Here is a 26,255-nt window from a genome sequence, read left to right as displayed (position 1 = left end):
CAAGTGGACCAAGACCGCCGACGAGATCCTCAAATCCCTCGCCGACTACCTCACCAAGATCGCTACACCGGCCACCAAAAACCAGCATGAGACTTAAGCCCAGGATTTCAGGCGCATCACACTAGTGGCCCAGTTCACAGGGTGTAGACAGATGGCTCGCCCCGGCCGTCTCCGGGTGACTGTCGGAGCCGTACGGCATGATGCGAGGCGTGACCGGACGACTGATGCTCCTCGACACCGCCTCGCTCTACTTCCGCGCCTACTTCGGCGTCCCGGACTCGGTGAAGGCCCCCGACGGTACACCGGTGAACGCCGTGCGCGGACTGCTGGAGTTCATCGACCGCCTGGTCCGGGACCACCAGCCGGACCACCTGGTCGCCTGCATGGACGCCGACTGGCGGCCGAAGTGGCGGGTCGACCTGATCCCGTCGTACAAGGCGCACCGCGTCGCCGAGGAACACGAGGTGGGGCCCGACGAGGAGGAGGTGCCGGACACGCTGTCGCCGCAGGTGCCGGTCATCGAAGCCGTCCTCGACGCGCTCGGCATCGCGCGCGTGGGGGTCGACGGATACGAGGCGGACGACGTCATCGGCACGTTCACCGCACGGGCGGCCGGCCCGGTGGACATCGTCACCGGCGACCGGGACCTGTACCAGCTGGTGGACGACGCACGCGGGGTGCGGGTGCTGTACCCGCTGAAGGGCGTGGGCACGCTGCAGCTCACGGACGAGGCGTGGCTGCGCGAGAAGTACGGCGTCGACGGCCGGGGGTACGCGGATCTGGCCCTGCTGCGCGGCGACCCGAGCGACGGCCTGCCGGGCGTACCGGGCATCGGAGAGAAGACGGCCGCGAAGCTGCTGGCCGAGTTCGGCGATCTGGCGGGGATCCTGGCCGCCGTCGACGACCGCACGGCCCGGCTCACGCCGACGCAGCGCACGAGGCTGACCGAGGCGCGGCCGTATCTCGCGGTGGCACCGACGGTGGTCCGGGTCGCGACGGACGTGCCGCTGCCGGACGTCGACACGACGCTGCCGCACACTCCCCGCGACCCGGCGGCGCTGGACGGGTTGGCGGTGCGGTGGGGCCTGGGCGGGTCGTTGCAGCGGCTGCTGACGACCCTCGGATCGTGATGATTCCGGCAACCAGGACAATTCGGACTCATAAACTCGCCGAGAGAGAGGTGTTTACTGGGGGAAGATGGTAAGTTAGGCAAGCCTAAGTTCTTGGGGAACAGGGAGACCGTCATGGCAGAACGTCCGGCCCGGCAGTCGCGGAGGGCCCATTCCGCGCAGGTCGTCCGCACCGAACGGCTCACTCCGCACATGCAGCGTGTGGTCCTGGGCGGCACGGGTCTCGCCGAGTTCACGGCGGGCACGTGCACCGACCACTATGTGAAGCTCCTGTTCCCCGCCGACGGCGTCACCTACCCCGAGCCCTTCGACATGCAGCGGATCCGCGAGGAGTTCCCGCGTGAGCAGTGGCCGGTCACGCGGACGTACACCGTGCGCGCCTGGGATCCCGAACTGCGCGAGCTGACACTGGACTTCGTGCTCCACGGCGACGAGGGACTGGCCGGCCCCTGGGCGATGCGTGTCCAGCCCGGCGAGACCATCCACTTCATGGGCCCCGGCGGCGCCTACGCCCCCGACGCGGGCGCCGACTGGCATCTGCTCGCCGGTGACGAGAGCGCGCTGCCCGCGATCGGGGCCGCCCTGGAATCGCTCCCGGACGGCGCCGAGGTCCGGGCCTTCGTGGAGGTCTCCGGCCCCGAGGAGCGGCAGAAGTTCGACTCCGACGTGGAGGTCGTCTGGCTGTACCGCGGCGACCGTCCCGTCGGCGAGGCGCTCGTCGAGGCCGTACGGGCACTGGAGTTCCCGGCGGGCCGTGTGCAGGCGTTCGTGCACGGCGAGGCGGGCTGCGTGAAGGAACTGCGCCGACTGCTGCGGGTCGAGTACCAGATCCCGCGCGAGGACCTGTCGATCTCCGGCTACTGGCGGCTCGGCCACAACGAGGACGGCTGGCAGGCCGCGAAGCGGGACTGGAACGCCCGCATCGAGGCGGAGCAGGAGAGAGGCGTGGCCGCCGCCTAAGCGGGCTCGGCGAAGTCCGGTGCGGTTCGGCAGCGCCCCAAAGGGGCGCGGGGAACTGCGCGACCAGCCACGAACGACCCGCAGGTTTCCGAACCGCATATCCAGCGGAGCGCTCAGGCACACGTCGACGAAGCGGCGGCACCGTGCGAGGTGCCGCCGCTTCGCTGTCTGCGGCCGGGTCACACCGACCGTTGGTACGACCTGAACGTCCGGATCGACAGCCACACCGCCGCCACCGCGAGCGCGAGCAGTCCCCCGCCCCGGCTGAGCACGTCCCCCCAGTCAGGGTCGGCGGACAGTGCCGAACGTCCCGCCACCATCGCCCAGTCGAGCGGGTTGAAGTCGGCGACGTGCCGCATCCACCCCGGCATCTGGGCCGGTGCCATGAAGGCGCTGGACAGGAACGTCAGCGGCAGCAGCAGGAAGGTGTTGATGCCGATGAGGGACTCCCGCTCCCGCACCAGCATGCCGAGCGCGTTGGACAGTGCCCCGAAAACGGTACCGAGCAACACCGAGGCCAGCACCAGGACGGCCACTCCCCCGATGCCGCCCGGGTAGTCGGCGCCGCCGAGCAGGCCCAGCAGCACGATGATCAGCGACTGCAGGGCAGTGACCAGGCCGTTGTACACGACATTGCCGTTCATCAGCGCGGCCCGGCTGACCGGCGTGGTCAGGAAGCGGTTGAGCGTGCCGCGCTGGATCTCCTCCAAGGTGCCCATGCCCGCCCACATGTTGGAGCTGAGCGCGCTCATCACCACCACGCCCGGTACGAGGTAGTCGAGATACGAGCCGGTGCCGAAGCCGCCCAGCTCGACGACCTTCTTGAAGAGGCTGCCGAACAGGAACAGCCACACCACCGGCTGGATGAGTGTGATGACCGCGTACGCGGGCTGCCGTGCGAACACCATGAGTTGACGTTGCGTCATGTACCAGGTCTGGGTGACCGCAGTGCTCATCGCGCGCCTCCCGCGAGGACGAACTGATCGGCGGAGTCGGCGTCGGCGTACCGGCGGCCGGCATAGCGGAGGTAGACGTCGTCGAGGGAGGGCCGGGCGACCGTCGCGGCGGCGACTCCGACCCCGGCGCGCTCCAGCGTGCCCAGCAGCGCAGGCACCACGGCGGCGCCCTCCTCGGCCCGGACGCTGATGCGCAGGCCGTCGATCAGCACCTCGTGCACGCCCGGCAGTCCGCCGAGGGTGCCGCCGAGCACCGTACGGCCGGCTTCGCCGAGCGCCTCGCGCAGTTCCACATGGACGGCGTCACCGCGCAGTTCGCCCTTGAGGGAGTGGGGGCTGCCTTCGACGACGACGCGACCTCGGTCGACGATGGCGATGCGTTCGGCGAGCCGGTCGGCCTCTTCGAGATAGTGCGTGGTCAGCAGGATGGTCAGGCCCTCCTCACCGGCCAGCCGCCCGATCTCGTCCCACATCGCACTGCGGGCCTCCGGGTCGAGGCCGGTGGTGGGTTCGTCGAGGAAGAGCACCTCGGGCCGGTGCACCAGGCCGAGCGCCACGTCGAGCCGACGGCGCATACCGCCGGAGTAGCCCTTCACCGGGCGCCGGGCGGCGTCCGAGAGCGTGAAACGCTCCAGCAGCTCGTCCACCCGCCGACCGAGCGCGGCGCCCTTCAAGCCGTGGAGCCGGCCCTGGAGTTGAAGGTTCTCACGGCCGGTGGCCACCGGATCGGCGCCGGAGTTCTGGGCGACCACCCCGATCGCGCGGCGCACCCGGTCGGGGTGGCGCAGCACATCGTGGCCGGCGACGGTGGCCGCTCCCGAGTCGGGGCGGGCCAGGGTGGTGAGGATCTTGACGGTGGTGGACTTTCCGGCCCCGTTGGGACCGAGGAGCCCGAAGACCGTGCCGGGCTCGACGGTGATGTCCAGGCCGCCCAGGGCCGTGATGTCACCGGGGTAGGTCTTGACGAGTTGCCGCGCCTCGACGGCGGGCGCACGGGAGTTCATGACGACAGCTCTCCTGGATGAGCGTAGGGACGACTGATCCGCGTGAAGAGCGCCGGGCTATCCTGGGTGTGCCGCACCTCGATCGCCCGGTTCTGCCTCACAGCGGACTCGGTTCGGGGTTGGAGACCCTGGCGGGACTGCTGCAACAGTCCTGCCGGGGTCTGTTCATGCAGGGATCACGCGCCGAAGTGGCGCTGCTCCACCTCCTCCAGCTCCGGCGGCCACTCCCCCGTCTCGTGGAAGCGCCGCCATGCTTCGACGCCGGGCAGCGAGCCGTCGCGGATCTCCCCGACGAAGCTGCGGACCCACGCCGCCTGTGCCTCGACCATGTGGAGCTGGTACTCGACCTCGACGAGGAACAGCCGCGGCAGCGTCTCGTAGAGCTTCTCCAACACCGCCCGTCCACTCGTCACCTGAACGTCCAGGGATGTGAGGCGCTCCTGAAGGAGCCGCACCACGTCGTCAGGGGGCAGCGCCCCCAGCAGCGAGAGCGCGGTCTCGAAGATCGGGTATTCCTTCGCCGGGACGGCGATCAGGTCCGACAGCCACTCGGTCATCTCCTCGCGCCCGGCCTCGGTGAGCCCGTAGACCGTGCGCTCGGGGCGGTTGCCCTGCCGCTCCACGTCGGTCACCTCGACGAAGCCGTGCTTCTCGAGGTTCTGCACGACCGTGTAGAGCGAGCCGTAGTTGATCTTCGTACTGGCGTCCTTGCCCTGACGGCGCAGGGTCTGGGCGATCTCGTACGGATGCATCGGCTTCTGCCAGAGGGTCGTCATCACGGTCAGCGCGAGCGGGTTGCTCAGCTTGCGGCGCTTGCCCGGCATGGCGGGTCACCCCCTCGTTTCCGAATATCCGGCACCGAATATATCGCGAACCTTGCCGCGAAGCAATGGACACGATGTATCGCGATCGACTCGGAGGGCGTGAGGACTTGGGCCCGCCCCGGACATGTCGGCGTGACGCGTCGGAAACAGCCCCTCCCTAATTTCTGTCGCCCGACAGGAATCAGCGCCAACGCCCAAGGCAGGTGCCGCCGTGACCACCACCGCCCCCTCCGACGTCCGCCCCGATCCACCGGAGCCGGACTCCGCCGACGCCCGCTCCCTCGAGGAGTTCGGCTACCGTCAGGAACTGCATCGCAGCCTCGGCCGGTATGCCTCGTTCGCGGCCGGGTTCTCCTTCATCTCCGTCCTGACGACGGTCTTCCAGTTCTTCGCCTTCGGGTACGCCTTCGGCGGCCCCGTCTTCTTCTGGGCCTGGCCCGCGGTGCTGATCGGGCAGCTGCTGGTGGCGGCCTGCTTCGCCGAGCTGGCCGCGCGCTATCCGATCTCGGGCGCGATCTACCAGTGGTCCACGCGCCTGTCGAACCCGGCCTTCGGCTGGTTCGCCGGCTGGATCATGGTGATCGGCCAGATCGTGGTCGTCGCCGCCGCGGCCCTCGCGCTGCAGATGGTGCTCCCGGCGATCTGGTCCGGCTTCCAGCTCATCGGCGACGACCCGGCCCCCACCTCCGCCGACGGCGCGGCCAACGCCGCCGTCCTCGGCGTGATCCTGCTGGCGCTGACCACGCTGGTGAACGTCGTCGACAACCGCGTGATGTCGGTGATCAACCGGGTCGGCGTGACCGCCGAGATCATCGGCGCCGTCCTGATCGTCGTCCTCCTCCTCACCCACTCCGAACGCTCCCCCGGCATCACCTTCCACACCGAGGGAGCCGCGCAGTCCGGACTGCTCGGCGCGCTGCTGGTGGGCTCGTTCACGGCGGCGTACGTGATGATCGGCTTCGACAGCGCGGGCGAGCTGAGCGAGGAGACGCACCATCCGCGCCGCACCGCGCCCCGCACGATCCTCACCGCGCTGGCCTCTGCCGGACTGCTCGGCGGCCTGATCGTCCTCGGCGGACTGCTCGCCGCGCCCAGCCTCACCGATGGACACCTGGCGGTCGACGGACTGAGCTACGTCCTCACCAGCAGCCTGGGCGACGGAGTCGGCCGCCTGCTGCTGGCCGACGTGGTGGTGGCGATCGTCGTGGCCACCCTGGCCATCCAGACCGCGGCCTGCCGGATGCTGTTCTCCATGGCCCGCGACGGCCAACTCCCCTTCGCCCGCCGCCTCGCCCGGGTCAACCCGCGCACCGGCATGCCCAGCGCCCCCGCAGTCGTCGTCGGCGCCCTCGCCGCCGCCCTGCTGCTGCTGAACTTCGCCTCCCCCGAGGCGTTTCTGGCCATCGGCACCACCTGCATCGTGCTGCTCTACCTTGCGTACGCCATGGTCACCGGCCCCCTGCTGGTGCAGCGCCTACGCGGCCGTTTCACCTCCACCGGCACCGACGAGACGGGCGCACCCCTGTTCTCCCTCGGCCGCTGGGGCGTCCCGGTCAACGCGCTCGCCCTGCTCTACGGCCTGATCATGACGGTCAACCTGGCCTGGCCACGGGCGGCGGTGTACGACCCGGCGGGCGGGCACTGGTGGTTCCAGTGGTTCACGGTGCTGTTCCTGACGGTGACCGTCGCGGTGGGCACGGCCTACCGGGTGTACCGGAAGCGGACGGGCGTACCGGAGACGGTGGCGGTCTAGGTCAGTCGCCCCGCACGCGCGCGTGCAGGTGCATGTCGTGCCAACCGTCGGTGTGAAGGACGGCGCTGCGCTTGGTGCCCTCGAGGGCGAAGCCCGTCTTCTTGGCGACGCGGCAGGACGCCGTATTGGCGACGGCGTGGGTGAGTTCGAGGCGGTGGAAGCCGATCTCGTCGAGGGCCCAGCGGGCGAGGGTGGTGGTGGCGCGAGCGGCGACGCCCTGGCCGCGGGCCGCGGCGACGGTCCAGTACGCGACCTCGGCCGTACCGTCGCCGAGCACGATGTCTCGCAGGGCCACGCGTCCCATGAGCCGGCCGCCGGCCGCGTCGGCGACGGCCCACTGCGCGTTCCGCTCCTCGCTCCAGGCCTGGCGCCACTCGTCGATCCAGCCGCGCACCTCGGCCTCGGATCCGGCGGAGCGCAGATGCCAGGCGTGCAGGACCGGGTCCTGGAAGGCCTGGTGAACGGCGGGGGCGTCGTCGGCGCTCCATGGGCGCAGGAGGAGCCCGTCGCCGGTGGGGAGGGTCGGCTGCGGGGTACGGGCGAGGGTGCCGGACGGCAGGACGGGGCGGGTCAGGAAGGGCATGCCCGCATCCTGCCGGGCGGTGGCGGAGGGGCCCAGCGGTTTTCCGGTGTCGTGCGGTGGCTCGTACGCTTGCACGCGATGAGACGCAAGAGCCGGATTCCGCCCTCCCCGCTGCCGCAGCGTGCCGGGGTGGATCCGGTGCGGGTGCGGTTGCCTGCCGAGGGGCCGTGGGCCACCGTGCGTGAGCATCTGGTGGAGCGGCTGTCGGGGGCGGGGGCCGGGGTCGTCGACGGGATGTTCGCGGCCGGGCTGATCGTCGGGGCGGACGGTACGGCGGTGGCGCCGGAGGCGGCGTATGTGCCGGGGATGTTCGTGTGGTTCCACCGGGAGCTGCCGGAGGAAGTGCGGGTGCCATTTCCGCTGGAGGTCGTGCACCGCGACGAGCACATCATCGTCGTCGACAAGCCGCACTTCCTGGCCACGACCCCGCGTGGCAGCCATGTCGCCGAGACCGCGCTGGCCCGGCTGCGGCGGGAGCTGGGCATCCCGACGCTGAGCGCCGCGCACCGGCTGGACCGGCTCACCGCGGGGCTGGTGCTGTTCACGGTGCGGCCCGAGGAGCGCGGCGCGTACCAGACGCTGTTCCGGGACCGGCTGGTGCGCAAGGAGTACGAGGCGGTCGCCCCGTACGATCCCGCGCTCGCCCTGCCCCGCACGGTGCGCAGCCGGATCGTGAAGGAGCGCGGCTCGCTGACCGCCCACGAGGCCGAGGGCGAACCGAACGCGGTGAGCCGCATCGAGCTGATCGAGCACCGTACGGACCTGGGCCGGTATCGGCTGGTGCCCGGCACCGGGCAGACCCATCAGCTGCGGGTGCACATGAACGCGCTGGGCGTGCCGATCCTCGGCGATCCGCTCTATCCGGTGGTGACCGGCCCCGTGCCGGCCGGTGACTTCCGGCGCCCGCTGCAACTGCTGGCGCGGGAGCTGGAGTTCACCGATCCGGTCACGGGGATGGCGCATCTGTTCCGCAGTGAGCGGACGCTGACGGCCTGGTCCTGTCTCCCGCAGTGGGCGGGTCAGTAGCCCCGCCACCAGCGCAGGAACCGCTGCCAGGCGCCCGGCCTGCGGGGGGCCGGCTCCGGCGTCGGTACGACGGGCTCGGCCGGCCGGGGTTCGGGGACAGCGGGCACCGGCTCGGGTTCGGTCGTGCCGATCTGCCAGCTGGTGCGCTGCTGCGGCACCGGCCGCGGGCTCGGCGGTTCCATGATGTCCTGCGGCGCCTTCGGCACGAAGTGCACCGGGAGCTCCACCAGATGGCGTGAGGCGATCGACTCACGCCACTCCAACTCGTCCTCGTCGCAGTCGAGTTCGACATCCGGCAGCCGCATCAGCAGCGCGTCGACGCCGACGTCGGCGATGGCCCGGCCGATGTCCTGACCGGGGCACTCGTGCGGGCCGCCGCCGAAGGCGAGGTGGGAGCGGTTGCCCTGCATGTTGGCCGCGAGGTCGGGCCGCACCTTGGGGTCGATGTTGCCCGGGGCCGGCGCGAAGAGCAGTCCGTCGCCCTTGCGGATGCGGTGACCGCCGAGCTCGGTCTCCTGCTTGGCGAAGTAGCCGAGGACGGTGCTGAACGGCGGCTCGTCCCACAGGGACTGCTCGACCGCCTCGGGCACCGTCATCTGGCCGCCGTTGAGCTGGGCGCGGAAGCGCGGGTCGGTGAGCACCATGCGCAGCGCGTTGGACAGGAGGTTGACCGTGGCCTCGTAGGCGGCGAAGAGGACGAGGCGCAGGTGTTCCCTGACCTCGTCGTCGGTGAGCCGGGCCGGGTGGGTGATGAGGTGGCTGGTGAAGTCCTCCTGGGGGTGGGCGCGGCGGCGTGCGGTGAGCCGGCCGAGGGCGTCCATGACGTAGGCGTGGCTGGCGAGCGCGGTCTCGGTGCCCTTGAGCGCGTCCCGGGCGCAATGCACCAGCCGCTCGTTGTACTCGTCGGGCATGCCGAGGATCTCGCACATCACCGCCATCGGCAGATGCTCGGCGAACTGGCTGACGAGGTCGGCGTGGCCCTGCTCGCAGAACTCGTTGACGAGCCGCTGGGTGTAGCGGTTGATGTGCCGGCGGATGCTGCGGTGGTCGATGGTCGACATGGCGCCGGTGACGGCGCCGCGCAGCCGCAGATGCTCCTCGCCCTCGGCGTGGGAGCAGATGGGCTGCCAGGCGATGTGCGGCATGAGCGGATGGTCGGGCTTGACCATGCCCTCCAGGAGCGGGGTCCAGATGCGGCTGTCCCGGGTGAACAGCGAGGGCGTCCGCACCATCTGCAGGTTCTCGGCGTGTCCGAGGACCACCCACACGGGGACGTCGTCGTGCAGCAGCACGGGCGCCACCTGGCCGTGCTCCTCGCGGAGTTGCTCGTAGAGGTCGCCCAGGTCCTCCGCCTGGTGCAGCCGGTGCAGTCCGCCGGGGCCGCGGCCGTGGGCGGGGCAGCCGGGCGGCGGGCCGCCGAACGTGAGGTCGTCGTCCGTACCGGTACGGGAAGGGATGTCAGGCGTCACAGCGGGTCGCTTTCGGGAACGGTGCTGGATCGGGGGGTCGATCGGGGATCAGGCGAGCTTGCCCGTCAGGGCGAGGGAGTGCAGGAAGCGCATCAGGGTCATCAGGACGTCGCGGCTGGAGGCCCGGCGGCGTACGTCGCACTCGATGATGGGGATGGCCTCGGGCAGGTCGAGTGCGGTCCGCAGGTCGTCGATGGGGTAACGGGGGGCGTCCGGGAAGGAGTTGATGGCCACCACGAACGGCACTCCGCGCTCCTCCAGCCGCCCCATGACGTCGAAGCTGACCTCCAGGCGCCGGGTGTCGACCAGGACGACGGCGCCGAGGGCGCCTTCGAACAGGCCGTTCCACAGAAACCAGAAGCGTTCCTGGCCGGGTGTGCCGAAGAGGTAGAGCACGAGTTGGTCCGTGATGCTGATGCGGCCGAAGTCCATCGCCACGGTGGTGGCGGTCTTGGACTCGGAGCCGTAGTTGTCGTCGACTCCGATGCCGGCCTGCGTCATGGTCTCCTCGGTGGTCAGCGGACGGATCTCGCTGACCGAGCCGACCATGGTCGTCTTGCCGACACCGAAGCCGCCCACGATCACGATCTTCACCGCGGCCTGGGCCGTGTGCGGCAGATGATCCTCGGCGCGTGGGCCCGGGATGGTGTCAGAGCTTTTGAAGTCCATGCATCACCGCTTCGAGGATGGAACGGTCGGGGAGCGCCTGACGGACGATCGGGGCGCGGGCCCGCACCAGTTCGGCCGTCAGCAGCTCGGTGAGCAGGACGGTCACCACGCTGAACGGCAGATTGAGGTAGGCCGACAGCTCGGCCACGGACAGGGGGGCCGAACAGAGCCGGAGCAGCGCCGCCTGCTCGGGCGTGGCGGAAGGCGGGGGATCGGCGTTCGCCACGATTAACGTGACCAGGTCGAGCGGCACCCGGGCCCCGTCCTCGCCGGTGATGGTGTACAGCCGCTCGGGGTTCTGGCCGTCACCCTGCTTGGCGGGCTGCGGCGCCGGATCCGGCAGGGGATGACGCCTCTGGCGTTGGGGAGGAGTCATACGGTGCGCCCGCTGCGTCGGGGCGGACTGGTCAGATGGGCGCCGATCCGCACGACGAGGTCGCGCATGTGCGCGCTCATGTAGGTGGGTTCGCACCGCACGTCGGCGAGGACCGCGAGGTAGGCGTTGGCGCCGGCGGCCATCAGGTAGAAGTAGCCGCCGTCGATCTCGACGACGACCAGCTTCATCTCGCCCTCGCTGTCCGGGATCTCCTGGGCGACGGCGCTCGTCAGGCTCTGCAGCCCGGCACAGGCCGCGGCGACCCGGTCGGCGGCGTCGGGGTCGCCGCCGTGCCGGGCGATGCGCAGACCGTCGGCGGAGAGCACCACGATCATCTCGATGCCCGGGACGCCGTCGTCCAGCTCCTTGAGCATCCAGTCGAAGTTCCCTCGCTGCTGGATCACTTGGGGTCCCCCTCGTCATCGGCCTCGGTACGGGCCGGGTCCTTGATCAGATGGGTGAATGCGGCAGGGTCGCGGGTGAACGCGGTGGGGTGGACGCCCGGGGGCAGGTCCTTCTTCAGGCCCTCCCAGAAGGCCTCGAAGGCCAGCCCGGGTTCGCGCTCCTTGTGCTTCTTCCGCTCCGGATCAGGCGCCGGTTCGGGCCGGGGCTGCATCCAGCGCAGGGCTTCCTCGTCGCCCTCGCGTGCGGCCTTCTCGAGGGCCGCCTGCTCGGCGAGCCGCTGGTCCAGCGGGATCTTCATCCGGCTGCGCCGCTGCGGCAGGCCCTGGGCGGTCCACTCGGTGACCTCGGGGACCTCGTCCTCCATGGAGACCGTGGCGGGGATGCGCGGGCTGGTGGGGCGGCGCTTCTTGGGCGTGCGCTTGGGGCCTTCCACCGTGCCTGGCGTGGTCTGGGGCAACGCGGTGGCGCCGATGCCGTGGGCGAGGCCGACTCCGGGCTCGTCGGTCATCATCTCGCTGGGTACGACGAGGATGGCGCGGACCCCGCCGTACGCGGAGGCGCGCAGGGAGACCTGCATGTTGTGCGCCGAGCAGAGCCGGCCGACGACGGCGAGGCCCAGCCGCGGGGTGTCGCTGTCGCCGAGCTCCTGCAGGTCGCCGCCGGCCTTGGCGCGCTCCAGCATGCCCTCGGCCCGCTTGCGGGCCTCCTCGCTGAGGCTGACGCCGGCGTCCTCGATCTCGATGCAGACACCGGTCTGCACCTCGGTGGCGGTGACGTGGACCTTGGTGTTGGGCGGCGAGTAGCGGGTGGCGTTGTCCAGGAGTTCGGCGGCGGCGTGGATGACCGGCTCGACGGCGATGCCCTTGATGTTGACCTTGGCGATCGAGGCCAGGTTGATCCGGCGGTACTCCAGGATCCGGGACATGGCGCCGCGCAGCACGCTGTAGAGGGCGACGGGCCGGGGCCACTGGCGTCCGGGGCGGCCGCCGCCGAGGACCGAGACGGAGTCGGCGAGGCGGCCGATCAGCGCGTTGCCGTGGTCGATGCGCAGCAGGTCGTCGAAGACCTCGGGGTTGCGGCCGTGATCCTCCTCCATCTCCCTCAGTTCCTTGGCCTGCTGGTGGACGATGGCCTGGACACGTCGGGCGACGGTGACGAAGGCGCGCTGGGCGGAGTCGCGCAGGGCTTCCTCGTGGTCCACGATCCGCAGCACGGTCGTGATCACCTGGAGCTCGGCCTCGGAGAGGGCCCGGAAGTCGGGGTTCTCCTGGCCGAGCTGGCGCAGCACCTCGTGGGGCGAGTTGCCGGAGCGCAGCCGGCGCAGCGCGGCCGGCAGATGCTCGTCGGCGAGCCGGGCGATGTGCTCGTCGTGGGCGGCGATGCGCCGCTCCAGATACGCCGTGTGCCGGGCGTGTTCGGCGCGCAGGTCCCGCAGCGCGCGGCTGCGGCGCACCGCCTCGGCCGCGGTCACGATCACCAGGAGCGTGGCGATGCCGCCGCACCAGCCGACCGCGATCCGGGCGGACTGCGCCACCAGGGCGACGGACGCCCCGGTCGCCGCGGCCATCAGTATGGCCGGCAGCAACAGCACGCGCGCATAGGGAAGTTCACGGCGTACGGGTGGGGATTGAACACTCACCATGTGGGCCCTCTGAAACGAATCGGCTGGGTGTGGGGCGAGCTTGCAGGGGGGTATGTCATGAGAGATGTCGGGATCATCAGGATGTTTGGGAACAAGCGCACGAATACACCGCAACTCGGTGCGCTGCGGGCGAGCTTAGTCCGACCGGATCATCGCCGTGTCATATTCAGCAAGCGCCTGAAACGGGGCGTACGACAGGAGTACCCTCGGCCGTTTACACGCTCGGATTGCGTTCGCACACGGTGCGTGACGGCGTACAGGCGTACGAAAACACCTCACTGTCACGGGTGAACGAACGGCCGGTCAGACTCCGGCGATGCGCAGCGCGGCGTCGGCCGCGGCCTCGGCGAACGCCGACACCGGCCGCTCGGGATCGGATCGGTGAACGAGGATGACGCCCTCGATCAGTCCGAACACGAGGTCCGTCCGCAGCTCCAGCTCACCCTTGGCGAGCGCCGCGCCGACGCCGGTCGCGGCGAGCAACTGCCGGTAGGCGTCCTTGAGTTCGGCGCGCACGGCATGGAAGCCGGCGAACCGCTCGGTGCGCACCTCGGGCAGCAGGTAGAGCACGCCGAGGTTGTGCGGTCCGGCGCACAGCAGCTCGACGTCGGCACGGCACAGCTCCCACAGCCTCCGCTCGGCGGCCACCGTGTCGTCCGCGAGCAGTTCCCGGGCGTACGCCAGGGAGGGCGTGACCGTGGACTCCAGCAGCTCGGCGAGCAGCTCCTCCTTGCCGGAGACGTAGTGGTACATGGACGCCTGCCGCATGCCCGCGCACTCGGCGACGGCCCGGGTGGAGGTGGCGGCGTAGCCATGGGTGGTGAACAACTCCGCGGCGGCGGACAGGAGTTCCTCGCGCGGCGCCAGCCCGCTGTCCGGCCGCTGCGCGGCCCGCGGCCGGCCGACCCGGCGGCCCGGCTGTGCACCCGTCGTCCCCATGCGTTCGATCCTCGCACACGCCCCCGCACGGCGATCTCCGTGAGGGCTCGGTAACCGAGCGGCAACGCCCGGGCAATCCCGGCGACCCGCCCCGTCCCTAATTTCTGTCGAGCGACAGAAACGCAGGAACGATCCGTCGACAGACGAGCCGGAGGACCGCCATGGCGACAGCGACCACATACGGAGCCCGCGCCCACGCGCGCGCCCAGGAAGGCACCCGCACCGAGGCCATGCCCGTCGTCCCGGCCGCGGACTGGCCCACGCCGCCCTGCGCGGCGGGCCATCTGGTGTGGGCCGAGACGGTGGCGGGCAGCAACTACACGCACCGGGTGCTGGCCCGCGGCACCGAGCTGCGCCTGACCGACCTGCGCGGCGACGCCTGCGCGCACGTCCTGCTGTTCGTCGCCGACCGCCCCTGGGAGCGGCTGAACGTCGCCGACACGGTCAAGGTCCAGTGGAACGCCTACCTCGGCGAGGGCCGGCTGCTGCTGTCCGACCAGGGCCGCGTCCTCGCCTCGGTGATCGCCGACACCTCCGGCCGGCACGACGCGCTGTGCGGCACCTCCACGCTCGTACGCAACACCGAGAGGTACGGCGACGGCGCTCCGCAGTCGTCCTCCCCCGCCGGCCGTGAGCTGTTCAAGCTGGCCGCCGCCAAGAACGGCCTCGGGCCCCGCGATCTGCCGCCGTCCCTGTCGTTCTTCCAGGGCGTGGAGGTCCGCGACGACGGCACCCTCGACTTCACGGGCTCGGCCGGCCCCGGGGGCAGCGTCACGCTCCGCGCCGAGCAGGACGTCACCGTCCTGATCGCCAACGTCCCGCACCCGGCGGATCCCCGCCCGGAGTACGTCAGCACCCCGGTGGAGGTGCTCGCCTGGCGCGCCGCGCCGACCGGGCCCGGCGACGCCCTGTGGGACGCCACCCCGGAGGGCCGCCGCGCCTTCCTGAACACCGCCGAATTCCTCGCCGCCAGGGGGCTCGTATGAAGAGCGTGAAGACCGAGATCGTTCCGGCCCGCGCCGCCTGGTCCTCCGTGGTCCGCGCCGGGGAGACGCTCACCGTCACCGACCTGCGCGGCAACCAGGCCGTCGACTTCCTCGTCTACGACGCCCACGACACGTCCGTGCGCTACAGCGCGCCCGACACGATCCACGCACAGGGCTCGATCTTCCTCACCACGGGCAGCGTGCTCCTGTCCAACGAGCACACGCCCCTGATGACCGTCGTCGCCGACGACGTCGGCCGGCACGACACGGTCGGCGGCGCCTGCTCCAAGGAGTCGAACACCCTCCGGTACGGCCACCACACCTGGGCGCAGCACGCCTGTGTGGACAACTTCCTCGCCGAGGGCGCCCGGCACGGCCTCGGCAAGCGCGACCTCGTGTCGAACATCAACTGGTACATGAACGTGCCGGTGGAGAAGGACGGCACGCTCGGCATCGTCGACGGCCTGTCCGCGCCGGGCCTGTCGCTCACCCTGCGCGCCGAGCAGGACGTGCTGGTCCTCGTCTCCAACTGCCCCCAGATCAACAACCCCTGCAACGGCTTCGACCCGACCCCGGTGAAGATGACGATCGGGGCCCCGGCATGACCTTCGACACCCTCCTGGTCGCCAACCGGGGCGAGATCGCGGTCCGCGTCATCCGCACCGCCCGCGAACTCGGCCTGCGCACGGTCGCGGTGTACTCCGACCCCGACCGCCGCGCCCCGCACGTCCGGCTCGCCGACGAGGCGGTGCGTCTGGGCCCGGCGCCTGCGAAGGAGTCGTACCTGGACGCCGACCTGGTGCTGAAGGCGGCCAAGGACACCGGCGCGGGCGCGATCCACCCCGGCTACGGCTTCCTGTCCGAGGACGCGGCCTTCGCGCGCCGCTGCGAGGACGCCGGGATCGTGTTCGTCGGCCCGACGCCGCGGCAGCTGGAGCTGTTCGGCGCCAAGCACACGGCGCGGGCGGCGGCCGAGGCTGCGGGGGTGCCGCTGACGCCGGGGACGGGACTGCTGACCTCGCTCGACGAGGCGCTGTACGAGGCATCGCGCATCGGATATCCCGTCATGCTCAAGGCCACCGGCGGTGGCGGCGGTATCGGTATGTCGGCCTGTCGATCAGCCGACGAACTGACCGAGGCCTGGGAGCGGGTGCAGCGCGTCGCCGCCGCCTCCTTCTCCTCGGCCGGCGTGTTCCTGGAACAGCTCGTCGAACGCGCCCGCCATGTCGAGGTGCAGGTCTTCGGCGACGGCGAGGGCCGGGTCGTCACCTTCGGCGACCGCGACTGTTCCCTCCAGCGCCGCAACCAGAAGGTGGTCGAGGAGGCCCCGGCGCCCGGCCTTCCGGAGCACGTACGTACGCAACTCGCCTCCTCTGCCCGGGACTTGTGTGTCTCTGTCGGCTACCGCTCCGCCGGCACGGTCGAGTTCGTGTACGACGCGGACCGCGAGGAGGCGTACTTCCTGGAGGTCAACACCCGCCTCCAGGTGGAGCACCCGGTCACCGAGGAGATCTACGGCGTCGACCTGGTCGCCTGGATGCTGCGCCTGGCACGCGGCGAGCGCGATGTCGTCCACGACCCGGGCCCGCCGCGCGGTCACGCCGTCGAGGCCCGCCTGTACGCCGAGGACCCCTCCCGGGACCACCGTCCGAGCGCGGGACTGCTGACGCGGGTCGCGTTCCCGCGGGGCGTGCGCGTGGACGGCTGGGTGGAGACGGGCACCGAGGTGACGACGTCGTACGACCCGATGCTGGCGAAGGTGATCGCGTACGGCCCGGACCGCACGCACGCCCTGCGGCGCCTCGACGAGGCGCTGGCCGGCACCCGGCTGGACGGCATCGAGACCAACCTCGGCCTGGTCCGCGCGGCTCTCACCGACCCGGACTTCCGACGCGCCGCGCACTCCACGGCGACCCTCGCGTCCGTCACCGATCCGACCCCCCGCATCGAGATCGTCTCCGGCGGTACCCTCACCACCGTCCAGGACTGGCCGGGCCGCACCGGCTACTGGCAAGTCGGCGTGCCGCCGAGCGGCCCGATGGACGACCGCTCCTTCCGGCTCGGCAACCGGGCGCTGGGCAACCCGGAGGGCGCCCCCGGCCTCGAATGCACCCTCCAGGGCCCGTCCCTGCGCTTCACGCATCCCACGACCGTCTGCGTCACCGGCGCCCCGGCCCCGGTCACCGTCGACGGCACCCCGATCCCGCAGTGGGAGCCGGTGACGGTGCCCGCCGGGGCCGTACTGGAGATCGGAGCACCGGTCGAGCACGGCCTGCGGACCTACGTCCTCGTCGCCGGCGGCCTGGACGTCCCGCCGTTCCTGGACAGCGCGAGCACCTTCACCCCGGGCCGGTTCGGCGGGCACGGCGGCCGGGCGCTGCGCACCGGAGACGTACTGCACGGCGGAAGGACGGCCGAGGGCACACCCGTACCGCCCCCGGACCGCCCGGCGTTCGATGCCGAGTGGCACATCGGTGCCGTCGAGGGCCCGCATGCCGCACCGGAGTTCTTCACCGAGGACGACATCCACGACTTCTACGCCGCCGACTGGAAGGTCCACTTCAACTCCGCCCGCACCGGCGTACGCCTCGTCGGCCCCAAGCCGCGCTGGGCGCGCACCGACGGCGGCGAGGCGGGCCTGCATCCCTCCAACATCCACGACACCCCGTACTCCGTCGGCGCTGTCGACTACACCGGCGACATGCCGGTGCTGCTCGGCCCCGACGGCCCGTCCCTCGGCGGGTTCGTGTGCCCGGCGACGGTCCACAGCACCGAGCGCTGGAAGCTGGGCCAGCTGCGCCCCGGCGGCACCGTCCGCTTCACGCCCGTGACCGTCGGCGGATCGCCCCGCCCCGAGATCGTGGACGGCGGCATCCTGGCCCGGGACGGCGACGTGACGTACCGGCGCAGCGGCGACGACAACCTGTTGGTCGAGTTCGGCCCCATGCAGCTGGACCTGGCCCTGCGGATGCGCGTCCACGCGCTGATGGACGCGGTGGCCGAGGCGGACCCGGCCGGGATCACGGACCTCACCCCGGGCATCCGCTCCCTCCAGATCCAGGCCGACCCGAGCCGCCTGCCGCAGCCCGAACTCCTCGCCGCCGTACGGCAGCTGGTGGCGGCCCTCCCGCCCACCGACGAGCTCGTCGTCCCCTCCCGCACCGTCCACCTCCCCCTGTCCTGGGACGACCCGGCCACCCGCGAGGCGATCGCCCGCTACATGGCCGGCGTCCGCGACGACGCGCCCTGGTGCCCGTGGAACATCGAGTTCATCCGCCGCGTCAACGGCCTGGAGTCGGTGGACGACGTGTACCGCACGGTGTTCGACGCGGAGTACCTGGTGATGGGCCTCGGCGACGTGTACCTGGGCGCCCCCGTGGCGACGCCCCTGGACCCACGCCACCGCCTGGTGACGACGAAGTACAACCCGGCCCGCACCTGGACCGCCGAGAACTCGGTCGGCATCGGCGGCGCCTACCTCTGCATCTACGGCATGGAGGGCCCCGGCGGCTACCAGTTCGTGGGCCGTACGACCCAGGTGTGGTCGCCCTGGCAGCAGCGCGGCGCGTTCGAGCCGGGCTCGCCGTGGCTGCTGCGCTTCTTCGACCGCATCAGGTGGTACCCGGTGGACGCGGACGAACTCCTCGAGCTGCGCGCGGACATCACGTCCGGCCGCTTCGTGCCCCGTATCGAGGAGGGCACGTTCTCGCTCGCCGAGTACCAGGCCTTCCTGACCGAGAACGCCGAGTCCATCGCCGCGTTCCGGTCCCGGCAGCAGGCCGCCTTCGCGGCGGAGCGGGAGGCGTGGGAGGCGGCGGGCGAGTTCACCCGCGCTCAGGCCGCGTCCGCCCCGGCGGCTCCACCGGCCGAGGTGACCGTCCCGCCGGGCGGGCGCCTGATCGAGGCCGAATTCGCCGCCTCGGTCTGGCAGTTGCACGTGCGGCCGGGCGACGCGGTGACGGCCGGCCAGCCGCTGCTCGCCCTGGAGGCCATGAAGATGGAGTCCCGTGTGCCGGCCCCGATGGACGGCGTGGTCACGGAGATCCTGGCCCGCCCCGGCGACCAGGTGGAGGCGGGCACGGCACTGGTCGTCCTGGCTCCGGCCGCGAGCTGAACACCCCGAGGAGCAAGATGTCCACCACCGTGTCCCGCGTCCGTTCCGCCTACGCACGCATCGAGGCCGTCGACCGCTCCGAGATCTGGATCGACCTGCGCCCTCGGGCGGAGGCCGAGGCGGAGGCGGAGGCCCTGGACGCACGCATCTCCGCCGGCGAACGGCTTCCCCTCGCCGGACGGCTCCTCGCCGTCAAGGGCAACATCGACGTCGCCGGCCTGCCCACCACGGCGGGCTGCCCGGCGTACGCCTACCACCCCGTGCAGGACGCGGCGGTCGTCGCCCGGCTGCGCGCGGCCGGCGCGCTCGTCCTCGGCACCACGAACCTGGACCAGTTCGCGACGGGCCTGGTCGGCACGCGCTCCCCCTACGGCGCGGTACGAGGCGCCCACGACCCGGCCAGGATCAGCGGCGGCTCCAGCTCCGGCTCGGCCGTCGCGGTGGCCCTCGGCCTCGTCGACCTGGCCCTCGGCACCGACACGGCGGGCTCCGGCCGGGTCCCGGCCGCCTTCAACGGCATCGTCGGCCTGAAACCGACCCGCGGCCTGGTCCCGACGACCGGCGTCGTCCCGGCCTGCGCCTCACTGGACTGCGTCACGGTCTTCGCCCGCACCCTCCCGGAGGCCGAGCAGGCGCTGACCTTCATGACGTCCCCACCGGCCCGCGAGCTCCCGCATCTCCCCCAGCGCACCCCCGGTCCCTGGCGGGTGGCGATCCCCTCCGACCTGGGCGACCTGGACGAAGGCTGGGCGCAGGCCTACGAGGCGGCGGCCGAGCAGCTCACCGCGGCGGGAGCGCAGCTCCGCACGATCGACCTCACGCCTTTCACCGAGGCCGCTGCCATGCTCTACGAGGGCGCGTTCGTGGCCGAGCGGTACACCGCGGTGGGCACCTTTGTCGACAAGTTGATGTCGGAAGGCGGCGAGGGCCTGGACCTCACCGTCGCCGGCATCATCACCCGGGCCCGCGACATCCCGGCCCACCGGCTCTTCGCCGACCAGGCCCGCCTGGCGACCCTCCACGCCCGAGCCCTGGCCGAACTGGCCGACGCGGACGCCCTGCTCCTGCCCACCACGCCGGGCCACCCCACCCTCGCCGAGGTGGCCGCGAACCCCCTGGCCGCCAACGCCCGCCTGGGCCGCTTCACCAACTCCACCAACCTCTTCGACCTGGCCGCGGTGGCCGCCCCGGCGGGCGAGGTGAACGGCCTGCCCTTCGGCGTGATGCTGATCGGCCGGGCGTTCACGGACGAACGGCTGGCGAGAATCGCGGGGCTGCTCCAGCCGGAGACCCGGCTGGCGGTGGTGGGAGCGCACCTGACCGGCCAGCCGTTGAACCCCCAGCTGTTGTCTCTTGGCGCCCGCCTGGACCACACGACGACCACGGCCCCGGCGTACCGCCTCCACGCCCTGTCGACGACTCCGCCCAAGCCGGGCCTGGTGTACGTGGGGAAGGGCGGAGCGGCGATCGAGACGGAGATCTGGCGCCTCCCCGCAGAGGGCCTCGGCCGCCTCCTGGCCACACTCCCCCGCCCGATGACCCTGGGCAGCGTCGAACTGGCAGACGGCACCCGAGCCCCCGGCTTCCTGTGCGAGCCAGATGCGCTCACGGACGCTGAGGACATCACGTCATACGGCAGTTGGCGCTCATACCTGAACCGCCGGGAAGAACAACGCCCCTAAAGGGGCGCGGGGCTGTATCGATATGCGGCTCCGCCGCGTGGGCGCGACAAGCCACAACCAACCCGCACCCGCCAACCAACCCGCACCCGCCAAGCAACCGTCACCCCACCGACGAGTAGGCCACAACCCCCCGCAGCAACCCATCCACGGCCTTACGCGCAGCCTTCTGCACCGTCGAGCCCGCCGCAGGCGCGGCCACCTGAATCTGTCCCAGCACATCGATCACCTGCTTGCACCACCGCACGAAGTCCCCCGCCGGCATCTCCGCCTCCCGCAGCACCTCGTCGAGGCTCTTCCCGGACGCCCACATGTACGCGGCCCAGGCGAACCCGAGGTCCGGCTCACGCTGCCCGACCCCCTCGGTCTGGTTGATCCGGAACTCCTCCTCGAGCGCATCCAGCCGCCCCCAGATCCGCACCATCTCACCCAGCGCGGCCTTGGCCTTGCCCGACGGCAGCTTGGGTGCCATCGCGTCGTCACCGACCCGCGCCTCGTACACCAACGCCGAGACGCACGCGGCCAGTTCGGCGGGCGCAAGCCCCTCCCAGACGCCGGCCCGCAGGCACTCGCTCGCCAGCAGATCCAGCTCGCCATAGAGCCGGGCCAGCCGCTTGCCGTGCTCGGTGACCTCGTCGTGGCGCAGATAGTCGAGCTCGGTCAGCAGCGCCACGATCCGGTCGAAGGTCCGCGCGATCGTGTTCGTCCGTCCCTCGATCCGCCGCTCCAGCTGCGAGGTGTCCCGCAGCAGCCGGTGGTACCGCTCGGCCCACCGGGCGTGGTCCTCGCGGTCGTTGCACCCATGGCAGGGGTGCGCCCGGATCGCTGTCCGCAGCCGGGCGATCTCCCGGTCGTCCGCGGCCTGGGACCGCTTCTTGCGGTGCCGCTCCGGCGGGATGTGCCCGGCCTTGGTGCGCAGCGCGGACGCGAGGTCCCGACGGGACTGCGGGGAACGCGGGTTGAACGACTTCGGGATCCGCATCCGCTCGAGCGCCTCCACCGGCACCGGGAAGTCGATCGACGCAAGCCGCTTGACCTGCCGCTCGGCGGTCAGCACGAGCGGGCGGGGCCCGTCGTGGTACTCGAGGCCGCGATGCCCGTTGGACCGCCCGGCCGACAGCCCCGGATCCAGCACCAGCGCCAGCCCCGCGTACTTGCCGGTCGGCACATGGATGACGTCACCCGGCTTCAGCTTCTCCAGCGCGACGGCGGCCTCGGCCCGCCGCTGTACCGCGCCCTGCCGGGCCAACTCGGTCTCGCGGTCCTTCAGTTCCCGCCGCAGTCGCGCGTATTCCTCGAAGTCGCCGAGGTGGCAGGTCATGGACTGCTTGTAGCCCTGAAGCCCTTCCTCGTTGCGCTGCACCTGCCGCGAGATCCCGACGACCGACTTGTCGGCCTGGAACTGCGCGAAGGAGGTCTCCAGCAGCTCACGCGAGCGATGCCGCCCGAACTGCTCGACGAGGTTGACCGCCATGTTGTACGACGGCTTGAAGCTGGACCGCAGCGGATATGTACGCGTCCCGGCCAGTCCCGCCAGGTGTTCGGGGCTCATCCCGCGCTGCCACAGCACCACGGCATGGCCCTCGACGTCGATGCCGCGCCGCCCCGCACGTCCCGTCAGCTGCGTGTACTCACCGGGGGTGATGTCGGCGTGCTGCTCGCCGTTCCACTTGACGAGCTTCTCCAGCACCACCGAACGCGCGGGCATGTTGATGCCGAGCGCGAGGGTCTCGGTCGCGAAGACCGCCTTCACCAGGCCCCGTACGAACAGCTCCTCGACGACCTCCTTGAAGGTCGGCAGCATGCCCGCGTGGTGGGCGGCTATTCCGCGCTCCAGGCCCTCGAGCCACTCGTAGTACCCGAGCACGTGCAGGTCCTCGGCGGGGATGGACGCCGTGCGCTCCTCCACCAGCGCCCGCACCCGTTCCCGCGCCTCTTCGTCGTTCAGCCGCAGTCCCGCGTACAGGCACTGCTGGACGGCGGCCTCGCAGGCGGCCCGGCTGAAGATGAACGTGATCGCGGGCAGCAGCCCCTCGGCGTCCAGCCGCTCGATCACCTCGGGCCGGCTCGGTGTCCACACCCGCGACCGCTGCCGCCGCTCCCGCTCACGGTCGGCGTCGCGCATCGCGCGGCCCCGTCTGCGGTCCTGGTACGACGGCCGGCTCGCCTCCATGCGGGCCATCCGCGTCAGGTCGGGGTTGACGGCCTTCTTCTGGCCCTCGCCCTCCTCGAACAGGTCGTACATCCGCCGCCCGGCGAGCACATGCTGGAACAGCGGCACGGGACGGTGCTCGGCGACGATCACCTCGGTGTCGCCGCGGACGGTGTCGAGCCAGTCGCCGAACTCCTCGGCGTTCGACACGGTCGCGGACAGTGACACCAACGTCACCGACTCGGGAAGGTGAATGATCACTTCTTCCCATACGGCGCCCCGGAAGCGGTCGGAGAGGTAGTGCACCTCGTCCATGACCACGTAGCCGAGGCCGAGGAGGGTCTGCGAGCCGGCGTACAGCATGTTCCGCAGCACCTCGGTGGTCATCACGACCACCGGGGCGTCGGGGTTGATGCTGTTGTCGCCTGTGAGGAGGCCGACCATGCCGTCCCCGTAGCGGCGGCACAGGTCGGAGTACTTCTGGTTCGACAGCGCCTTGATGGGTGTCGTGTAGAAGCACTTCCGGCCCTGCATCAGGGCGAGGTGGACGGCGAACTCGCCGACGATCGTCTTGCCCGAGCCGGTGGGCGCGGCCACGAGCACGCCCTTCCCCGCCTCGAGTGCCTGGCAGGCCTCGATCTGGAAGGGGTCGAGGCCGAAGTCGTACATCTCGCGGAAGGACGCGAGCGCGGTGGCCTGCTCGGCGGCACGCTGACGCGCCGCCGTGTACCGCTCGGCCGGTGAGAGGTCCTCTGTCATCGTGCTTTCGAGCGTACCGGGCGCCACTGACAACGGGACGATCATTATCCGGATCCGGTTCTGTGACTCCGGCGATACCCGCAGCTCAGGGGCCCACGACCCGGACGGCCCCGGGTGTGCACTGCACGGTCAGCGGCAGCGGTCCCAGCGGCTCGCCGTCCGCGTATCCCGTGATCCCCTCGGCGGCGAGCTCGACCCGCGCCGCCCGGTGCACGGTGACCTTGGGGTGGCCGACGTGCCCGCCCCGGTACACCGACGGGAACACCCGCAGCAGGGTCGTACGGCTGCAGTCCCCGACCACCGTGACGTCGAACAGCCCGTCGGTGACGTCGGCGCCGGGGCAGATCCGCAGGCCGCCGCCGTACGACGATCCGTTGCCGACCGCCACGAGGGTCGCCTCGATCTCCCGGACCGCTTCGTCGTCGAGGGTGATCCGGTACGGCAACGGCCGGAAGGCGGCCAGTTCGGCGAGGATCGCGAGGTCGTACTTGAAACGGCCGACGGGCCACCGCATCCGGTTGCCGCGGTCGTTGACGCGGGAGTCGAAGCCGGAGGCGAGGACCGTGCCGAACCAGTGGTCGCCGGCCCGGCCGAGGTCGATGTCCCGCACGCGGGCGCCCTTGAGTCCCTCGGCGATCACCCGGGCCGCGGCGGCCGGGTCGCGCACGGGCAGGCCGAGGGTGCGGGCGAAGTCGTTGCCGGTGCCGACGGCGACCAGGCCGAGCGGGGTGCGGGTGCCGGCGACGGCCTGCAGGGCGAGGTTCGCCATGCCGTCGCCGCCGACGGCGACGAGGGCGCCGGTGCCGTCCGCGACGGCGGCACGCGCGCGTGCGAGGGCGTCGACGGCGTTCTGCCCGATGACCGTACGCACCGAGAATCCGGCCGCCCGCAGGGCGGAAGCGGCCGGCTGCGCCGCACGGGCGCCCCGGCCGCGGCCCGCGGTGGGGTTGACGAAGAGGGTGATCTCGCTGGTCACGGAGTGACCCTACGAGGTGCTCGCCGATCTTCAGGTCACGTCGTCATAACCGTTGCTTCAGGTGACGTCGTCATATCCGTTGACCCGGTCCTTGCTCGCCTGCTCGGGCAGGGCGCGGCTCGCGCTGACGGTCTCGACCTCGCCGATGTCCTCGGGCGTGAGGTCCAGATCGGACGCCTCGTCGTCGGCGGGACCCATGGCCTCGCGGCGGCGCCTGCGCCGGTCGTTGACGAGGGAGATGAACACGGCGCCGAAGTACAGGATCCAGATGGGTCCGGCGAGCGCCAGCATGGTCAGCGGGTCGGTGCTGGGCGTGGCGATCGCCGCGAACACCGTGATGCCCATGATCATCGCGCGCCACCAGCCGAGCATGCGCTTGCCGGTGATCGCGCCGGTGAAGTTGAGCATGACCAGCAGCAGCGGCAGCTCGAAGGAGAGACCGAAGACGATGACCATACGCGTGACGAGGTCGAGCAGGTCGTCGAGCGGCAGCAGGTTGTCGACGCCGAACGGGGTGAACTCGATCAGCACGTTCGCGGTGGTGGGCAGCACCTTGTACGCGAAAAAGGCGCCGCCGAGGAAGAGCGGGAAGCCGGTGCCGACGAACGCGTAGGCGTACTTCTTCTCGTGCCTGTGCAGACCGGGTGCGACGAAGGCCCACAGCTGGTACAGCCAGACCGGCGAGGCGAGCACGACGCCGGCCATCAGGGACACCTTCAGCGCCAGCGTGAACGGCGCGAGCAGACCGTTGATCGTGATCTGCGCGCACGGCGGCTGATTCTCGGCATTCTCGGCGGACGCCCGCGCCAGTTCCTCGAACGACTGCGAGCAACCGACCGAGTCGAGGATCGGCTCGGTGAAGAAGTTGATGATGTCGTTGTAGAAGAAGGCAGCGACGATCGTGACGAGGACGATCGCCAGCAAGGCCTTCGCGAGCCGGTTGCGGAGCTCACGAAGGTGCTCCGCGAGGGGCATCCGCCCCTCGGGATCCTTCTCCTGCTTGCGGGCAGACTTCAGCAACCCACGTTCCCATCTCGTGCGGCGGGCCGGAGGTCACCGGCCCTGCGTCAGCGCTTGGTCGTGTCCGTCGGCTCGGTGACCGGGCGGGAGCTGGACACGTCACCGGGTGCGGCCTGGATGATGCGCTGCGCCGGAGGCTGCTGCTCGTCGGTGTGAGGCGGGTCGGCCGGGGCGGAGGACTTGCCGTCGTCCTTCATCGCCTTCGCCTCGCTCTTCAGGATGCGCGCGGACTTGCCGAGCGAGCGGGCCATGTCCGGAAGCTTCTTCGCGCCGAACAGCAGGATGATGACGACGAGGATGAGAATGATCTCGGGGGCTCCGAGCCTTCCGAACATAAGTCTTTACCTTCTCACCGAGGCGGATGGGTGGGGAGCTGTCCGACCGGTCGGACAAGTGTCCGAACGATCGTGCTGGCAGCGATCGTAACGCTCAGGGGTGAACGCGAGGCAATCCCTGTGCGTACTCCCGGTCCACGGCCCGGGCCTCGTTTTCCGAACCGTGACCAGCAGAGTACCTGCCGGGTGGGGGAAGTTGACAGGGCGAAGCCGCCCAAAGCGCATCAGGCACAGGACTCACAGGGCCGCACAACCCGCCTCACAGCGCATCCACCGACCGGGTCGTGCTGACGGCGGCGCGCTCCAGGTCCTCCGCGGCCCGGTTGATACGGCGCGCGGAGTCCGACACCTGCCTGCCGAGGCGCTCCGCCTCCACGAACACCCGGACAGCGAGCACACCGAGAACGGCAATACCCAGAAAACCCACACCCACCGCGAACATCGGCCAGAACATGACGCCGAGCCTAGAGGGTGCTGGGCCTAGGCTCGGCGTCATGT

23 protein-coding genes are annotated in these 26,255 nt (G+C 71.1%); 8 read left to right on the top strand and 15 right to left on the bottom strand.

Features of this window, described 5'->3' with window-relative positions:
- Positions 1 to 200 precede the first annotated feature (200 nt).
- Together ACTWQJ_RS15285 and ACTWQJ_RS15280 are read left to right on the top strand one after the other, a co-directional pair.
- Positions 201 to 1,130, top strand: a complete 930-nt coding sequence (locus ACTWQJ_RS15285; RefSeq protein ID WP_443307179.1) for a 5'-3' exonuclease — start codon at positions 201 to 203, stop codon at positions 1,128 to 1,130.
- A 114-nt stretch (positions 1,131 to 1,244) separates the two neighbouring features.
- Positions 1,245 to 2,090 (top strand): siderophore-interacting protein, encoded by an 846-nt coding sequence (locus ACTWQJ_RS15280; protein ID WP_443307178.1) that lies wholly within the window; start codon positions 1,245 to 1,247, stop codon positions 2,088 to 2,090.
- 179 nt (positions 2,091 to 2,269) lie between these two features.
- Here ACTWQJ_RS15280 and ACTWQJ_RS15275 read toward each other — a convergent pair whose 3' ends face one another.
- From ACTWQJ_RS15275 to ACTWQJ_RS15265, 3 genes are all read right to left on the bottom strand, one after another.
- Entirely contained in the window at positions 2,270 to 3,046 is a 777-nt protein-coding gene (locus ACTWQJ_RS15275; RefSeq protein ID WP_443307177.1) for an ABC transporter permease, read from the bottom strand.
- Positions 3,043 to 4,050 (bottom strand): ATP-binding cassette domain-containing protein, encoded by a 1,008-nt coding sequence (locus ACTWQJ_RS15270; RefSeq protein WP_443307176.1) that lies wholly within the window; start codon positions 4,048 to 4,050, stop codon positions 3,043 to 3,045. Before ACTWQJ_RS15270 ends, ACTWQJ_RS15275 begins: the two co-directional genes overlap by 4 nt.
- A gap of 176 nt (positions 4,051 to 4,226) precedes the next feature.
- Complete coding sequence (locus ACTWQJ_RS15265; RefSeq protein ID WP_443307175.1) at positions 4,227 to 4,874, bottom strand: PadR family transcriptional regulator; 648 nt, start codon at positions 4,872 to 4,874, stop codon at positions 4,227 to 4,229.
- A gap of 211 nt (positions 4,875 to 5,085) precedes the next feature.
- Between ACTWQJ_RS15265 and ACTWQJ_RS15260 the strand changes: the two genes are divergently transcribed.
- Positions 5,086 to 6,627: an amino acid permease gene (locus ACTWQJ_RS15260; protein WP_443307174.1), complete on the top strand. Its 1,542-nt coding sequence runs from the start codon at positions 5,086 to 5,088 to the stop codon at positions 6,625 to 6,627.
- Between the two features lies 1 nt (position 6,628).
- On the opposite strand, the gene ACTWQJ_RS15255 is transcribed toward ACTWQJ_RS15260, so the two are convergent.
- Positions 6,629 to 7,210, bottom strand: a complete 582-nt coding sequence (locus ACTWQJ_RS15255; protein ID WP_443307173.1) for a GNAT family N-acetyltransferase — start codon at positions 7,208 to 7,210, stop codon at positions 6,629 to 6,631.
- 78 nt (positions 7,211 to 7,288) lie between these two features.
- Between ACTWQJ_RS15255 and ACTWQJ_RS15250 the strand changes: the two genes are divergently transcribed.
- Complete coding sequence (locus tag ACTWQJ_RS15250; protein WP_443307172.1) at positions 7,289 to 8,236, top strand: RluA family pseudouridine synthase; 948 nt, start codon at positions 7,289 to 7,291, stop codon at positions 8,234 to 8,236.
- Here the strand turns inward: ACTWQJ_RS15250 and ACTWQJ_RS15245 are convergent.
- The 6 genes from ACTWQJ_RS15245 to ACTWQJ_RS15220 form a co-directional block, all read right to left on the bottom strand.
- Complete coding sequence (locus ACTWQJ_RS15245; protein ID WP_443307171.1) at positions 8,230 to 9,705, bottom strand: cytochrome P450; 1,476 nt, start codon at positions 9,703 to 9,705, stop codon at positions 8,230 to 8,232. The two genes, ACTWQJ_RS15250 and ACTWQJ_RS15245, sit on opposite strands and share 7 nt — an antisense overlap.
- A 48-nt stretch (positions 9,706 to 9,753) precedes the next feature.
- On the bottom strand, positions 9,754 to 10,374 hold the full coding sequence (locus ACTWQJ_RS15240) for a GTP-binding protein (protein ID WP_443307170.1): 621 nt from the start codon (positions 10,372 to 10,374) through the stop codon (positions 9,754 to 9,756).
- Positions 10,355 to 10,750 (bottom strand): DUF742 domain-containing protein, encoded by a 396-nt coding sequence (locus ACTWQJ_RS15235; RefSeq protein ID WP_443307169.1) that lies wholly within the window; start codon positions 10,748 to 10,750, stop codon positions 10,355 to 10,357. Before ACTWQJ_RS15235 ends, ACTWQJ_RS15240 begins: the two co-directional genes overlap by 20 nt.
- A complete protein-coding gene (locus tag ACTWQJ_RS15230; RefSeq protein ID WP_443307168.1) occupies positions 10,747 to 11,154 on the bottom strand; it encodes a roadblock/LC7 domain-containing protein in 408 nt (135 codons plus the stop codon). Before ACTWQJ_RS15230 ends, ACTWQJ_RS15235 begins: the two co-directional genes overlap by 4 nt.
- Positions 11,151 to 12,797 (bottom strand): sensor histidine kinase, encoded by a 1,647-nt coding sequence (locus ACTWQJ_RS15225; RefSeq protein WP_443307167.1) that lies wholly within the window; start codon positions 12,795 to 12,797, stop codon positions 11,151 to 11,153. Before ACTWQJ_RS15225 ends, ACTWQJ_RS15230 begins: the two co-directional genes overlap by 4 nt.
- A gap of 303 nt (positions 12,798 to 13,100) precedes the next feature.
- Positions 13,101 to 13,736 (bottom strand): TetR/AcrR family transcriptional regulator, encoded by a 636-nt coding sequence (locus tag ACTWQJ_RS15220; RefSeq protein WP_443307166.1) that lies wholly within the window; start codon positions 13,734 to 13,736, stop codon positions 13,101 to 13,103.
- Positions 13,737 to 13,897: 161 nt separating this feature from the next.
- Between ACTWQJ_RS15220 and ACTWQJ_RS15215 the strand changes: the two genes are divergently transcribed.
- From ACTWQJ_RS15215 to atzF, 4 genes are read left to right on the top strand one after another with little or no spacing between them, the layout of a single operon-like run.
- Complete coding sequence (locus ACTWQJ_RS15215) at positions 13,898 to 14,722, top strand: urea amidolyase associated protein UAAP1 (protein ID WP_443307165.1); 825 nt, start codon at positions 13,898 to 13,900, stop codon at positions 14,720 to 14,722.
- Positions 14,719 to 15,327, top strand: coding sequence for an urea amidolyase associated protein UAAP2 (locus tag ACTWQJ_RS15210; RefSeq protein ID WP_443307164.1), 609 nt, complete (start codon positions 14,719 to 14,721; stop codon positions 15,325 to 15,327). The genes ACTWQJ_RS15215 and ACTWQJ_RS15210 overlap by 4 nt, the downstream gene beginning before the upstream one ends.
- Positions 15,324 to 18,836 carry a 5-oxoprolinase/urea amidolyase family protein gene (locus ACTWQJ_RS15205; RefSeq protein ID WP_443307163.1) on the top strand — a complete coding sequence of 1,171 codons (3,513 nt, stop codon included), beginning with the start codon at positions 15,324 to 15,326 and terminating at the stop codon, positions 18,834 to 18,836. The genes ACTWQJ_RS15210 and ACTWQJ_RS15205 overlap by 4 nt, the downstream gene beginning before the upstream one ends.
- A gap of 17 nt (positions 18,837 to 18,853) precedes the next feature.
- Positions 18,854 to 20,518, top strand: coding sequence for an allophanate hydrolase (gene atzF, locus ACTWQJ_RS15200; protein WP_443307162.1), 1,665 nt, complete (start codon positions 18,854 to 18,856; stop codon positions 20,516 to 20,518).
- A gap of 100 nt (positions 20,519 to 20,618) precedes the next feature.
- Here atzF and ACTWQJ_RS15195 read toward each other — a convergent pair whose 3' ends face one another.
- The 5 genes from ACTWQJ_RS15195 to ACTWQJ_RS15175 all read right to left on the bottom strand — a co-directional run bounded on the left by ACTWQJ_RS15195 (position 20,619) and on the right by ACTWQJ_RS15175 (position 26,211).
- Positions 20,619 to 23,471 (bottom strand): DEAD/DEAH box helicase, encoded by a 2,853-nt coding sequence (locus tag ACTWQJ_RS15195; RefSeq protein WP_443307161.1) that lies wholly within the window; start codon positions 23,469 to 23,471, stop codon positions 20,619 to 20,621.
- Between the two features lie 40 nt (positions 23,472 to 23,511).
- Positions 23,512 to 24,402 carry a diacylglycerol kinase gene (locus tag ACTWQJ_RS15190; protein WP_443307160.1) on the bottom strand — a complete coding sequence of 297 codons (891 nt, stop codon included), beginning with the start codon at positions 24,400 to 24,402 and terminating at the stop codon, positions 23,512 to 23,514.
- A gap of 57 nt (positions 24,403 to 24,459) precedes the next feature.
- Positions 24,460 to 25,422 (bottom strand): twin-arginine translocase subunit TatC, encoded by a 963-nt coding sequence (gene tatC, locus ACTWQJ_RS15185; RefSeq protein ID WP_443307159.1) that lies wholly within the window; start codon positions 25,420 to 25,422, stop codon positions 24,460 to 24,462.
- Between the two features lie 47 nt (positions 25,423 to 25,469).
- Positions 25,470 to 25,757: a Sec-independent protein translocase subunit TatA gene (gene tatA / locus ACTWQJ_RS15180; RefSeq protein ID WP_224736490.1), complete on the bottom strand. Its 288-nt coding sequence runs from the start codon at positions 25,755 to 25,757 to the stop codon at positions 25,470 to 25,472.
- 259 nt (positions 25,758 to 26,016) lie between these two features.
- Positions 26,017 to 26,211: a hypothetical protein gene (locus ACTWQJ_RS15175; protein WP_443307158.1), complete on the bottom strand. Its 195-nt coding sequence runs from the start codon at positions 26,209 to 26,211 to the stop codon at positions 26,017 to 26,019.
- Between the last annotated feature and the right edge of the window lie 44 nt (positions 26,212 to 26,255).

Source organism: Streptomyces sp. KR55 (assembly GCF_052245645.1).
GTDB classification, from domain to species: Bacteria; Actinomycetota; Actinomycetes; order Streptomycetales; family Streptomycetaceae; genus Streptomyces; species Streptomyces flavusporus.
Note: the sequence above shows the minus strand (reverse complement) of the source record. Positions and strands in the feature narration are given on the sequence as shown.